The following is an 11,857-nucleotide window of genomic DNA, read 5'->3' as shown; positions in this document are numbered from 1 at the left end:
TCAGAGCCTCACGTCAAAGCTGGATCGGTCCGGCACCGCCTTGGCAGGCGAGCCGACGTAGATGCGCCCTTGCTCGGTGTCCCGATGCACCAGCGCACCGGAACCGATCACGTTGTCCGCGGCCACCTTGATGTGGTCGTTGAAAGTGGTGTTGACCCCGATGAAGCTGCTCTCGCCGATTTCGCAAAAGCCGGAAATCACGGCATGCGAAGCGACGAATACGTGATCGCGCACCACCGTGCGGTGACCCACGTGGTTGCCGCTCCACAAGATGCAGTTGTTGCCGATGCGAACGAATGGCTGGATCACATTGTTCTCGAAGATGAAACTGTTCTCGCCGATCTCTGCATTGCGCCACACGAAGGCGCGCGAACTCACATAGGTGGCGAAGTTGTAGCCGCGTCGCTTGGCGTCTAGGTAGAAGCGCGTACGCAGGCGGTTGAGCTGGCTGGCGGGAATGGCCACGAACGCATCGAACTCCCCCGGCGGGTAATGCGTCTCCAGTTCTTCATAGGGAACCACCGGCCGGTCAGCCAGCGTGGATTGGGTCAGGTATTGCCTTTCGACACTGAAGCCGGCGACTTCGTAGTCACTGTCGTGCTCGAAGTATTCGCAGGCGATCTGCGCCATCTCGCCCGCCCCGATCAGGACTAGGCGCTTTGGCATGCGACCAGTTCCGTGGCAAAGACGACACCGCGCACTTCGCGCAGGAACTCGTCGTAGTCGGTGATGTAGTCGGCGGGGTCATAAAGATGGTCGGCCAGCACCATCAGCACGCAGTCGTCGCTGAAGTCGTATAGCTCGCGCCACACCATGCGGCCAAGCAGCAGGCCCTGCGACGGGTCGTTGAGCACTACCTCGACCGGCCCGGTGCCGTCATCGAGCATGAAGGTGACCGAGCCGCGCACGGCCACGGCAAGCTGGTGCAGATGGCGGTGCGCATGCTTGCCGCGGTGCACATCGTGCTGGGTCGCGAAGATGTAATACACGCGACGAATTTCGAAGGGCACGTTGCGGTCTTGCTCAAGGGCAATGAGCATGCCGCCGTGATCGCCATGTTTCTGCAACTGGACGCGTTCGATTTCCATGTTCTCGGCCGGGGCTCAGGGGCCGTCGACGACGACCCACGCAACTGAGTGCCAGCCCCATCGCGAAAGGTTGCCTCACGCGCGGGCCGTCAGATCCCCGACAACCTTTCCGCGCCTTCCTGGCACATACCCGCACAAAGTGAGTTTCATTCCACGCGCCCCCTGTCCCCAGGTCGTTCCCGGAGGGACGCGTGCGAGGTGGATGCCCCCGATTGAGATGCAGAGGTCTGGACATGGAATGGCAGAAAGACGCGCCGCCAGCAACGCATGCCGACGAGACGCCCAGCGTTGATCCTCGCCTGCAGGAGGACGCGCCGACGCGGCCACGCGCCCTGGTCGTCATGCACTGGCTGACGGTGCTGTTTCTCATMGTTGCCGCCACCCTCATCCTGTGGCGCGACCAGGTGGACGGTCGCAGCCTGCGGCTGTGGCTGCTGGAAGGCCACCGTCATTTCGGCCTGTTCATTCTGTTGCTCTTTGTGGCCCGCGTCGCGTACCGCTTCCGCGTGGGCAAGCTGCCCAGCGAGGGCAATACCTCCGCCCTGCTCCGCCTCGCCGCGGGGTCGACGCATGTGGCGTTGTACGTCTTGCTGCTGGTCCAGCCGCTGTTGGGCTGGGCGCTCAGCAATGCCGAGGACAAGCCGGTGCATTTTCTCGGCCTCACCCTGCCGACGCTGGTGGCCAGCGACGAAGACCTCGCCGACACGCTGACCACCTGGCACCAGGATGTGGCCTGGGTGCTGCTTGCCTTCATCACGCTGCACGCGGGCGCCGCGTTGTGGCACCACTTTGTACTGCGTGACCGAACGCTACGCATGATGTTGCCGAAGCGTCGTCCCTGATGAGCGTCGGAGCCCGCCCCTACCGCCGCACCACCCGAGACAAGGAGCTTTCATGTCGCCCTCTCTGACCCGAATCCTGCACCGGGCCGCGTATGCGCCGTGGATCCTGCTGATTGCATGCCTGATGCTGGCCAGCAACCGCGCCCATGCCGTGCCTGCCTATGCCCGCCAGACCGGCAACGCCTGCGCCGACTGCCACGCCGGCGCCTACGGCCCGGCACTCACGCCCTACGGCATGCGCTTCAAACTCAACGGTTACACCGACACCGACGGCCAGGGCACCAAGATTCCGGTGGCGGCGCAGCTCACCGGCGCGCACAACGTGCCCGCGCGCGGCGACAACACCACCGAGCTCACCGAGGTGGACGTCTATCTCGCCGGCCGCATCAGCGATCACTTGGGCGGCTTCGTCAAGGTGGTGACGGAAAACACCGGCGACGATCACTACAACACCAAGCTGAGCAACCTGGACCTGCGCTTCGTGGCGAAGGATCTGAAGGTCGCCGGCAAGGACACCATCGTCGGCGTGAGCGTCAACAACAGCCCCGGATTCGACGATCCGATTTCCGCACTGCCGTATGCGTCGGGCCTGGGCCCGCCGGCCGTGTCCGGCACCCTGCTCAACCTGTCCAGCGCGAACACGCTTTACAACCGCGTGATCGGCGGCAGCGTGTATGCCCTTTACAACAATGACTGGTACGGCGAAGTCGGCACCTACAACACCATGCCGACCTCGGTGCAGGATCACCTGGGTTTCAACCCGGCCAGCGATCCGGGCCATATCAGCGATACCGGTTATTTCCGCTTCGCTTATATGAAGGACATGAAGCGGCAGTTCTTCTCCGCCGGCGTGGTGGCGCTCACCACCAAGCGCCAGTTGCCTCGCAATGGACCCAGCGACGACATCACCGATCTGGGCTACGACCTCACCTACCAGTTCCTGGGCAATCGCGAGAACATCATCCAGGCGAGCTACGTGAACATCCTGGAACAACGCGACTATGGCAGCACGCCGACCATCAACGGCATCATGGCCAAGCCCAACGGCAACGCACGCGATCAGACACTGAGCGTGACCTACACCTTCAAGCAGAGCTACGCGCTGCAGGTGGCGCATCTGATCAGCACGGGCAGCCAGGACCCGGCGCGTTACCCGCCTTATGGCAAGCCCGACAGCACCGCCAACATGATCACCTTGTACTGGACGCCGTTTGGCAAGGACGACTCGTTCACCTCGCTTGCCAATCTGAAACTCGCCGCCACGTGGTACCGCTTCACGCGCTTCAACGGCGCCAGCGCAAACATTTTCGGTGCACCGCCCGGCGCGCTGATCACCGATGCGAAAGATCTCAACGCCTTCACCTTGAGCGCAAGTGTTGCGTTCTGACACCCCCCCTAGGAGCCTGGACGTGACCAAAGCAAGGCTTGCAAGAGCGGCGCGCTGCGCCTTGATGACCGGTATGTTGTGCTACGGCGCGGGCGCCCTGCCCGCGCTGGCCGGCGACGCCGATGCCGGCAAAGATGTGTTCAAGCAGGAATGCTCCGAATGCCACAGCCCCAGGGAAGGCAAGAACAAGAAAGGACCCAGCCTGTTCGGCATCGTGGGCCGCAACGCCGGCAGCATTTCCGACTACAACTACTCCGATGCGCTGAAGAATGCGAAATGGGTGTGGACCGAGGACAAGCTGCACTGGTACCTGTCACAGCCTGCAAAACAGGCCAATCCCGGCACCAAGATGAAGTATTCGGGCCTCAACGATGCCAAGCAGCTCGACGACCTGATCTCGTATCTGCAATCGAACCATTGAGAACACCGCGCCTGGTGTGTGCACAAACGCCTTCCTCCTACTAACCTTGGACGGCGCCGACGCGGCTCGCTCAAAGGACCGATGTTGCAGGTCGATTTTTTAGCCAGTGATTGCCAGGTACCTCTTCCCGCGGCGGGCCAGCTTCCGCGGCGTGCGGGTGTGGGTGCCTGAAGGTGATACCGCGACGGCTTCATCGTCGCCTTGCGCTCGCGGCTCTGGCCACGGGCGCCGGGCTGCCGTGGCCAGTGGCGCAGGCGCAGACCGCGACCTGGAGCGGCACCGTGGCGCTCAGTTCCCAACTGGTGGATCGCGGCCTCGCGATTACGCCCGACACCGCCATCCTGCAGGCGGCCGGCTCGGTGAGCCTGCCCTCGGGCTGGGTCTTCGGCGCCTCGGCCAGCGGGGAAGTACGCGATCTTTCGCCGCTGGCCGAAGCCTTCGTGCAGGCATCCCATTACTGGCGACTGACACCGGACTGGCAATTCCAGGCCGGGCTCATCTACTACGACTATCCCAGCCGCGGCGGCGGCACCTTCAACCGTGTGGAAGCCAGCACCAACTGGATCTACCGCGACGTGCTCACCTTGGGCGTCTCCGCCATCCAGCCCGTCGGCAGCAGCAGCCACAAGCTGCGCGGCGCCGCCGACGTGGGCTTCCACTGGCCCTTGCCCTGGCAATTCTCGTTTTCCGCGGGGGCCGGCTATGCCCAGGCCCAGGTGCCCTATTACGTGACCTACCCCAACGGCCACAGCAGTTACGGCTATCACGGCGGYGACCGCGTAAACTCTTATGGCTACGGGCATCTTGGCCTGATCTGGAGCCAGGGCCCGTGGCGCGTGGAGGTCGATCGCATGGTGGTCGACCATGCCATGCGGGCGGAAAACTTGGCCGCCTCGCCTTGGGTTGCCACGATTTCGTTCACTTTTTGATCACGCAACCATTTCGGCCTGGGCGGGCACTTACGTGGTAACCCCCATGGGTAGTTCTAGCCATGAAAGACGCCGATATCGACGCTGACGAGACAGACCGCCTGCTGCTTCAACGCATGGTCGCGGGCGACCGCGCCGCGCTGGCGACGCTTTACCGCAGCTATCACGGACGCTTGTGCCGGTTCCTGTCGCGGCTGACGCGGCGGGCCGACCTGATCGAAGAGGTCATCAACGACTGCTTCTGGATCGTCTGGCAGAAGGCCGGCAGCTTCAAGGGCGAGTCGCGGGTGTCCACCTGGATCATCGGCATCGCCTACCGCTGCGGCCTGAAGGCGCTGCGCCAGCGCGGCGACGAACCGGTGGACGACGAAGGCATGCCCGAAGACCGCATGCCCTCCCACGACCCCGGCGAGGACCGCGAACTGCGCGACTGGCTGGGCAAGGGCATGGAGCGGCTGTCGGCCGACCAGCGCGTGGTGGTGGAACTGGTTTATGGCGTGGGCCACACGCTGGATGACGTGGCCACCATCATGCAATGCCCGGTGGGCACGGTGAAGGCGCGCCTGTTCCACGCCCGAGTGAAATTACGAAACGTACTGCCAGCCTTGGCTGGTGACCAGCTCACGCAGAAAGAGAGCGTGCCATGAAGTTGACGAAGGATACTGACAGGGACTGTTCCCGAGCCTGGGAAGCGATGCCGTGGGTGCTGCAGGACAGCGCCCCGCAGGAGCAGAGCGCCTGGCTCACCGAGCACCTTGCGCAATGTGAGGCCTGCCGCGAGGAATTCGCGCAGCAGAGCCAGTTGCGGCTTGCACTTGCGCTACCCACGGACGTACAGCTCGATCCGGAGGTCGGCCTCAAGCGCCTGATGACCCGCATCGACGACCAGGTCCAGGAAACCACGGCGCACGCGCGCAGCGGCACCTGGTTCCAGCGTGCGCTGGTGGCCGCCGTGCTGGTACAGGCGCTGGGCATCGGCGTGCTGGGCGTGAAGCTGTGGTCCGAAGATGCTGCGCAACCGTATCGCACCCTCAGCCAGCCATCGCCGGTGGCCATGCCGGGCGCCATCCACGTGGTGCCGGACGCCAACATGAAGCTGGCCGACTGGGACCACCTGCTGCATTCGCTGCAGCTGCAGGTGGTGGGCGGCCCCAACGATGTGGGGGCGTACACAGTGGTGCCGGAGCATGCGACGGCCACGCAGGACACGCTGCAGCAGTTGCGCGCGATGCGTGGCATCCGGCTTGCCGAACCGGCCACCACGAGTCCGTGAACACGTGCCCATGAAGATCCGCGCCCTGCTGCTACTGCTGGCCATGACGGTGTTGGGCGCGTGCACGGCGGCGCGCCCCTCCTCGTTGCCTGGCGCGACGGTCGGCCCCGGCGCATCCGGCGGCGACCACGTGGCCAGCATGAACAGCTCGCGCGACATCGTGCTGGCGGTGGCCAACCCGCAGGAGCCGCCGCCGACCCACGCGGGCTCCAGCATGCTCGGCTATGCGCCGCCGTCCAATTACGGCAAGGGCCAGCGCGCCATTTCAATGCTCGACAGCATGCGCGAGCACTACGGCTGGCATGAAGTCGCAGGCTGGCCGATCAAGGCGCTGAGCCTCTACTGCATCGTGCTCGAACCGCCCGCAGGCATGAGCCGGGATGACCTGCTCGCCGCCCTGGCCAAGGACGAACGCGTGGCGCTGGCCCAGCCGCTGCAGGATTACACCGTGTATTCCGCGCAGAACACCGACGACGCACACAAGTACAACGATCCGTATGCGGACCTGCAACGCGGCTTCGTCGAGACCGACGCTGCGCTCGCGCACAACAGCAGCCAGGGCGATCACGTGGAGATCGCCATCGTCGACACCGGCATCGACACCTCGCACCCCGACCTGCAAGGACGCATCCACGACGCCAGCAACGAAGTGGATGGCGACGATGCCGCGTTCAAGCGCGACGCGCACGGCACCGAAGTCGCCGGCATCATCGGCGCCATCGGCGACAACCATGTGGGCATCGTGGGCATGGCGCCCAAAGCCATCATCAGCAGCTACAAGGCTTGCTGGTACCCCACCACGGTGGAAGCCGGCGCACGCTGCAACTCGTTCACCCTGGCCAAGGCGCTCGCCGCGATCCTCGATACCGATGCGCGCGTGATCAATCTCAGCCTGGGCGGTCCGTCCGATCCCCTGCTCAACAAGCTGTTGATGCAACTGCTCGAGGAGCGGCGCATCGTGGTGGCCGCGATGCCGCCCAATGGCAGCACCCGGGGGTTTCCCGATAGCGCTCCCGGTGTGCTGGTGGTGCGCGTGAGCGGGCCCACGCCCGCGCCTCCCGAGGTGTTGAGCGCGCCAGGCAGCGACATCCTGACCACTCAACCCGGCGGGGGCTACGATTTCACCTCCGGCTCGTCGATGGCTGCCGCTCATGTGAGCGGCATTGTTGCGTTATTGCTGTCGATATCGCCGAACCTGGATCCAGGCAGCATCCGCGAGCTGCTGCTGAGCAGCAGCAAGCTGGTGGGCGGCATGCGTCAGGTGGATGCTGCCGCCGCCGTCACCGCGCTCAACAAGAACCTCAGTTCCTCGCGGCGTTGACGCCCCCGTTTCCTTCCCTTATCGCGGATCCCCAACCGTGAAGCAGATTGCCGAATCCCCCTCCTGCATGCCCGATGTCGCCGCCCAGCCCTATCTTGGCGGCCCACTCGACTGGGTTGGCATGGCAGGTATCGACGCCCCCGTGCGCATCGGCGCGGGCGACGGAGACATCCAAAGCGTGCATGCGCGACTGGATGCCTTCGTCAACCTGGTGCGCACCGACCGCCGCGGCATCCACATGTCGCGCCTGTACCTGTTGATCGACGAACACCTGGGCGCTGCCGCGCTCAGTCCGTTTGCGCTGGAACGGCTGCTGCGGGCCTTCCTGCAATCGCATCATGAGCTGGCCGATCGCGCGCGCATCCGTTTGCGCTTCGACCAGTTGGCGCCGCGCAAGGCGCTGCGCAGCGATTACTACGGCTGGCGCAGCTACCCGGTCACGCTCGAAGCCACCCTTGGTCACGAGGGCTTCGAGCTGACGCTGGCCACCGACATCACCTACTCATCGACGTGCCCTGCTTCGGCAGCGCTGTCGCGCCAGCTGATCCAGCAGCGTTTTGCGCAGGACTTCCCTGCCCATGAGCCCGTGCAGCACGCCGATGTGTTCGCCTGGCTGGGCAGCGAGCAAGGCATCGTGGCCACGCCCCATGCCCAGCGCAGCGTGGCGCACGTGTCGGCACGGCTCGCCCACGGCGCTCCGCTGGATGTGATCGGCCTGATCGACCAGGTGGAAGCGGCGCTCGGCACGCCCGTGCAGACCGCGGTCAAGCGCGAAGACGAGCAGGCCTTCGCACTCGCCAACGGCGGCAATTTGATGTTTTGCGAGGATGCCGCGCGCCGCATCCAGCGCGTACTGGACGCCGACGATCGTCTCGCCGATTTCCATGTGCGACTGGAGCACCAGGAGAGCCTGCACGCGCACGACGCCGTCGCGTACGCGAGCAAGCGTCGATAAGCAGGGCCATGCATGTCGGGGCGGCAGTGCCGCCCTTCACATCTCGTTGGCGAGCGTGGGTATGCACTGGATGGGACCCCAACGGAGACCATGCGCATGTCCGACCACGTCTACAAGTCCATCGAACTGACCGGCTCCTCCAAGACCAGCTGTGATGACGCCATCCGCACCGCCATCGCGCATGCCTCCAAGACGATCCGCAATATCCGCTGGTTCCACGTGATCGAAACACGCGGGCACGTGGACGAGGGTCAGGTGGCCTATTGGCAGGTGACGCTGAAGGTCGGCTTCACGATCGAATAGCGGGCGCTTCCTGTCTGCATTGGCGACAGGCGCCCTGCCACCGCAGCGTTGATCACGCGGCCATCGCTGGCGCCGCGTGATAGCTGCGCTTGAGATCCAGGAAGTCGATGGTCCGTTCTGCCCGCAGCCACTGCGCCAACTGCGCCTCATACGCCTGCCGATACGGCTTGCCCAGGTGATGCTGCATGAAATGCTCCCGGCTGCACGCCCACACTTCATACAACACGAACGTGTCCGGATCGTCGGGCTGTTGATGCATATAAGTGGTGACGAAATCCGGTTCGCTTGCCATCGCATCAAGCACGCCGAGCAGACCCTGCTCGAGTTCGCGCACATGGGCATGCTTGGCCGGCAGTCGCACGATGAAGGCAATCGTCTCGTTCATGGGGATCACACTCGGACGCGTTGAAGGGGTGATGCATGATCGGACGCGCCCGATGCCAACACGTCCGGGGCCTTCGATGAACATATGCGATTTCATCGAACGGGACGCGGCGTGGACTTGCGCTTGACGTGGCCAGCCTCAACCTGACCCGGACAGGTCAGTTCGACCACACCTTTCCGCCCCTACTTCCGGAGTCAAAAGCATGCATATCGACCTCACCGGCCGCACGGCCATTGTCACGGGTTCCACCGCCGGCATTGGCCTGGCCATCGCCAGCGGCCTTGCCGGCACCGGCGCTCACGTCGTCGTCACGGGCCGCACGCAGGCCCGCGTGGACGAGGCCATCGCCACCATCAAGAGCGCCGTGCCGAACGCCAGGCTCACCGGCGTGGCGGGCGACCTGGGCAGCGCGGAGGGCGCGCGCCAGCTGATCGCACAGGTGCCTGAGGCGGACATCCTGGTCAACAACCTCGGTATCTTCGAGCCCAAGGCGTTCTTCGATATTCCCGATGAAGACTGGACGCGCTTCTTCGAAGTGAATGTGCTCAGCGGCGTGCGCCTCTCGCGCCACTATGCGCAGGGCATGGCCAAGCGTGGCTGGGGCCGCATCCAGTTCATCTCCAGCGAATCGGGCCTGCAGATTCCCGCCGAGATGGTCCACTACGGCACCACCAAGACGGCGCAGCTCGCGGTGTCGCGCGGTCTGGCCGAGTCGCTCGCCGGCACCGGCGTAACCGTCAATGCGATCCTCCCTGGTCCGACGCGCTCCGAAGGCGTGGGCGACTTCTTCGCCAAGATCGCCAGCGACCAAGGCATCACGCAGGATCAGGTGGAGCGCGATTTCATCCAGACCCATCGCCCCTCGTCGCTGATCAAGCGCCTGGCCACGGTGGAGGAAGTCGCCAATCTCTCGGTCTATCTCGCCTCGGAACAGGCCTCGGCCACCAACGGCGCATCGGTGCGCGTGGACGGCGGCGTGGTGCGCTCGATCGCCTGACCGGCAAGCTCGACGGACGCCCGATCATGCGGGCGTCCGTCGGCGCAGCAGCCTCAATGCGATGAAACGAAGTCCGATGCCGCTGGCATCGGGGGCACCGCAAAGTCGTTGCGCATGCGCCGCACTTCGGCCACCGGCGTGCGCCCGAACAGGCGCTTGAACTCCCGGTTGAACTGCGACGCGCTGGCATATCCCACGGCATAAGCGGCTGCTTCCGCCGTCATGTCCCGCCGAGCCATGAGCAGTCGCGCCTGATGCAGTCTCGTGGACTTCAGGTATTGCATCGGCGATGTCCGGGTGACCGACCTGAAATGGCTGTGGAACGTGGGCACGCTCATGCCGGCTTCGCGGGCCAATTGCGCCAGACGAATCGGCTGGGCGTAGGCAAGATGGATGTGGCGCAGCGCCTTTCCTATCCGGCCGAAAGCACCCTGCATTTCCAGGGTCGAGCGCAGCGCCGCACCCTGTGCCCCGCTGAGCACGCGGTAATAGATTTCCCGCACGAGACCGGGCCCAAGAACCGCTGCGTCCAGGGGTTCATTCAATGCCTCAAGAAAGCGCACTACCGATGTCTGCAACGCCCGATCCATCGGGCTGGACATCATGCTGCTGGGCGCATCCTGGACGGCGTGCGAGGGATGCTGGGCGATCTGCAGCATCAGATCGGCGGCGACCTGGAAATCCAGATGCATATAGATGGCTAAAAGCGGACGCTCCGGCGTCCCGTCCGACTCCATCGTAAACGGGACAGGCACGCCAACCGCCAGATAATGCTGCTCGTCGTAGACATAGACCTGGTCGCCAAAATAGCCACGCTTGCATCCCTGGCACACGATCACGATGCCGGGGTCGTACAAGACCGGAGTTCGGTGCAGGGCGCGGTCGGAACGCAGGATTCGCACCCCCGGCAAAGCAGTGAGGTTGTAGCCCTCCTGCGGCGCAAGCTGTCGAGCAAGGCTGCCCATCGATGGGCTTTCGACCGGCACCTCCTGGGGCTTGGATGAGACGCGTCGGCTCATAGGAATGGGCAATACTTCAAGAACATCAGACGTAAAATATCCTCCCGTCATTCACTATTGTGCAAGCACCAAATTCAAACCCGAGGTGCAGTCGCCATGTCGGCAAGCAAAACGTTGTTGATTACCGGAGTCAGCAGTGGCTTCGGCAGGGCCCTGGCCCAGGAGGCCCTGGCCATGGGGCATCGCGTGGTGGGGACCGTACGAAACGAGCAAGCGCGCGAGGAGTTCAAAGCGCTTGCCGGCGGCGATGCCACAGGGCGCCTGCTCGATGTCACTGACTTCGACGCCATCGATGGCGTCGTTGCCGACATCGAGAAGACCGTGGGACCGGTGGACGTGCTGGTCAACAACGCCGGCTATGGCCATGAAGGCATTCTGGAAGAGTCGCCGCTGGCCGATATGCGACGGCAGTTCGATGTGAACGTCTTTGGCGCCGTGGCCATGATGAAGGCCGTGCTGCCCTACATGCGCAGTCGCCGCCGGGGACACATCCTCAACATCACCTCGATGGGCGGCCATATCACGCTGCCCGGCATCTCCTATTACTGCGGCAGCAAGTTTGCCCTCGAAGGCATTTCCGAAGCCGTCGGCAAAGAAGTGAAGCCCCTGGGCATTGCCGTAACAGCCGTGGCCCCCGGCTCGTTTCGCACAGACTGGGCAGGACGCTCGATGGTCCGCACGCCCCGCTCCATTGCCGACTACGACGGGCTGTTCGACCCCATCCGCGAAGCCCGCCAGCAAAAAAGCGGGCGGCAGCTTGGTGATCCCGTCAAAGCAGCACGAGCCATGCTCGAGCTGATTGCCCATGACTCGCCTCCAGCACACCTGTTGCTGGGAAGCGATGCACTCGAGCTGGTGCGACAGAAGTTGTCGTTGCTCGGCGAGGACATCGATCGATGGGAGTCCATCACCCGTTCAACGGACGGCTGACAACGCC

15 protein-coding genes are annotated in these 11,857 nt (G+C 64.3%); 11 read left to right on the top strand and 4 right to left on the bottom strand.

The annotated features are described in order from the left end of the window. Positions 1 to 666 (bottom strand): acetyltransferase, encoded by a 666-nt coding sequence (locus AC1DMG_RS04150; protein ID WP_441604549.1) that lies wholly within the window; start codon positions 664 to 666, stop codon positions 1 to 3. Then, complete coding sequence (locus AC1DMG_RS04145; RefSeq protein ID WP_441604548.1) at positions 651 to 1,088, bottom strand: sugar 3,4-ketoisomerase; 438 nt, start codon at positions 1,086 to 1,088, stop codon at positions 651 to 653. Before AC1DMG_RS04145 ends, AC1DMG_RS04150 begins: the two co-directional genes overlap by 16 nt. Before the next feature lie 233 nt (positions 1,089 to 1,321). Between AC1DMG_RS04145 and AC1DMG_RS04140 the strand changes: the two genes are divergently transcribed. From AC1DMG_RS04140 to AC1DMG_RS04100, 9 genes are all read left to right on the top strand, one after another. Beyond that, entirely contained in the window at positions 1,322 to 1,930 is a 609-nt protein-coding gene (locus tag AC1DMG_RS04140; protein WP_441604547.1) for a cytochrome b, read from the top strand. A 52-nt stretch (positions 1,931 to 1,982) separates the two neighbouring features. Beyond that, complete coding sequence (locus tag AC1DMG_RS04135; protein WP_441604546.1) at positions 1,983 to 3,317, top strand: cytochrome C; 1,335 nt, start codon at positions 1,983 to 1,985, stop codon at positions 3,315 to 3,317. A 64-nt stretch (positions 3,318 to 3,381) separates the two neighbouring features. After that, complete coding sequence (locus AC1DMG_RS04130) at positions 3,382 to 3,738, top strand: c-type cytochrome (RefSeq protein WP_169748748.1); 357 nt, start codon at positions 3,382 to 3,384, stop codon at positions 3,736 to 3,738. A 281-nt stretch (positions 3,739 to 4,019) separates the two neighbouring features. Then, positions 4,020 to 4,667, top strand: coding sequence for a TorF family putative porin (locus AC1DMG_RS04125; protein ID WP_441604545.1), 648 nt, complete (start codon positions 4,020 to 4,022; stop codon positions 4,665 to 4,667). A gap of 62 nt (positions 4,668 to 4,729) precedes the next feature. Then, a complete protein-coding gene (locus AC1DMG_RS04120; protein ID WP_441604544.1) occupies positions 4,730 to 5,314 on the top strand; it encodes a sigma-70 family RNA polymerase sigma factor in 585 nt (194 codons plus the stop codon). After that, positions 5,311 to 5,940, top strand: coding sequence for an anti-sigma factor (locus AC1DMG_RS04115; protein WP_441604543.1), 630 nt, complete (start codon positions 5,311 to 5,313; stop codon positions 5,938 to 5,940). The genes AC1DMG_RS04120 and AC1DMG_RS04115 overlap by 4 nt, the downstream gene beginning before the upstream one ends. Before the next feature lie 10 nt (positions 5,941 to 5,950). Continuing rightward, positions 5,951 to 7,261, top strand: coding sequence for a S8 family serine peptidase (locus AC1DMG_RS04110; protein ID WP_441604542.1), 1,311 nt, complete (start codon positions 5,951 to 5,953; stop codon positions 7,259 to 7,261). Positions 7,262 to 7,328: 67 nt separating this feature from the next. Then, positions 7,329 to 8,216 (top strand): GTP cyclohydrolase FolE2, encoded by an 888-nt coding sequence (gene folE2, locus AC1DMG_RS04105; protein WP_441604646.1) that lies wholly within the window; start codon positions 7,329 to 7,331, stop codon positions 8,214 to 8,216. A 96-nt stretch (positions 8,217 to 8,312) separates the two neighbouring features. After that, a complete protein-coding gene (locus AC1DMG_RS04100; RefSeq protein WP_441604541.1) occupies positions 8,313 to 8,519 on the top strand; it encodes a dodecin in 207 nt (68 codons plus the stop codon). A gap of 52 nt (positions 8,520 to 8,571) precedes the next feature. Here the strand turns inward: AC1DMG_RS04100 and AC1DMG_RS04095 are convergent, their stop codons facing one another. Continuing rightward, a complete protein-coding gene (locus tag AC1DMG_RS04095; RefSeq protein WP_441604540.1) occupies positions 8,572 to 8,904 on the bottom strand; it encodes a putative quinol monooxygenase in 333 nt (110 codons plus the stop codon). A 202-nt stretch (positions 8,905 to 9,106) separates the two neighbouring features. Here AC1DMG_RS04095 and AC1DMG_RS04090 point away from each other — a divergent pair, with 202 nt between their 5' ends. Beyond that, positions 9,107 to 9,901, top strand: coding sequence for an SDR family NAD(P)-dependent oxidoreductase (locus AC1DMG_RS04090; protein WP_441604539.1), 795 nt, complete (start codon positions 9,107 to 9,109; stop codon positions 9,899 to 9,901). 53 nt (positions 9,902 to 9,954) lie between these two features. Here AC1DMG_RS04090 and AC1DMG_RS04085 read toward each other — a convergent pair whose 3' ends face one another. Beyond that, entirely contained in the window at positions 9,955 to 10,920 is a 966-nt protein-coding gene (locus tag AC1DMG_RS04085; RefSeq protein WP_477179595.1) for an AraC family transcriptional regulator, read from the bottom strand. Positions 10,921 to 10,977: 57 nt separating this feature from the next. Between AC1DMG_RS04085 and AC1DMG_RS04080 the strand changes: the two genes are divergently transcribed. Beyond that, complete coding sequence (locus tag AC1DMG_RS04080; protein ID WP_441604537.1) at positions 10,978 to 11,850, top strand: oxidoreductase; 873 nt, start codon at positions 10,978 to 10,980, stop codon at positions 11,848 to 11,850. Positions 11,851 to 11,857 lie beyond the last annotated feature (7 nt).

The organism is Dyella sp. 01N36 (genome assembly GCF_056399745.1).
Note: the sequence above shows the minus strand (reverse complement) of the source record. Positions and strands in the feature narration are given on the sequence as shown.

Coding starts and splice junctions, on each gene's coding strand:
- AC1DMG_RS04120 (WP_441604544.1), top strand. CDS start 4,730: ATGAAAGACGCCGATATCGACGCTGACGAGACAGACCGCCTGCTGCTT.
- folE2 (WP_441604646.1), top strand. CDS start 7,329: ATGCCCGATGTCGCCGCCCAGCCCTATCTTGGCGGCCCACTCGACTGG.
- AC1DMG_RS04085 (WP_477179595.1), bottom strand. CDS start 10,920: ATGAGCCGACGCGTCTCATCCAAGCCCCAGGAGGTGCCGGTCGAAAGC.
- AC1DMG_RS04110 (WP_441604542.1), top strand. CDS start 5,951: ATGAAGATCCGCGCCCTGCTGCTACTGCTGGCCATGACGGTGTTGGGC.
- AC1DMG_RS04135 (WP_441604546.1), top strand. CDS start 1,983: ATGTCGCCCTCTCTGACCCGAATCCTGCACCGGGCCGCGTATGCGCCG.
- AC1DMG_RS04145 (WP_441604548.1), bottom strand. CDS start 1,088: ATGGAAATCGAACGCGTCCAGTTGCAGAAACATGGCGATCACGGCGGC.
- AC1DMG_RS04130 (WP_169748748.1), top strand. CDS start 3,382: ATGACCGGTATGTTGTGCTACGGCGCGGGCGCCCTGCCCGCGCTGGCC.
- AC1DMG_RS04115 (WP_441604543.1), top strand. CDS start 5,311: ATGAAGTTGACGAAGGATACTGACAGGGACTGTTCCCGAGCCTGGGAA.
- AC1DMG_RS04090 (WP_441604539.1), top strand. CDS start 9,107: ATGCATATCGACCTCACCGGCCGCACGGCCATTGTCACGGGTTCCACC.
- AC1DMG_RS04095 (WP_441604540.1), bottom strand. CDS start 8,904: ATGAACGAGACGATTGCCTTCATCGTGCGACTGCCGGCCAAGCATGCC.
- AC1DMG_RS04150 (WP_441604549.1), bottom strand. CDS start 666: ATGCCAAAGCGCCTAGTCCTGATCGGGGCGGGCGAGATGGCGCAGATC.
- AC1DMG_RS04100 (WP_441604541.1), top strand. CDS start 8,313: ATGTCCGACCACGTCTACAAGTCCATCGAACTGACCGGCTCCTCCAAG.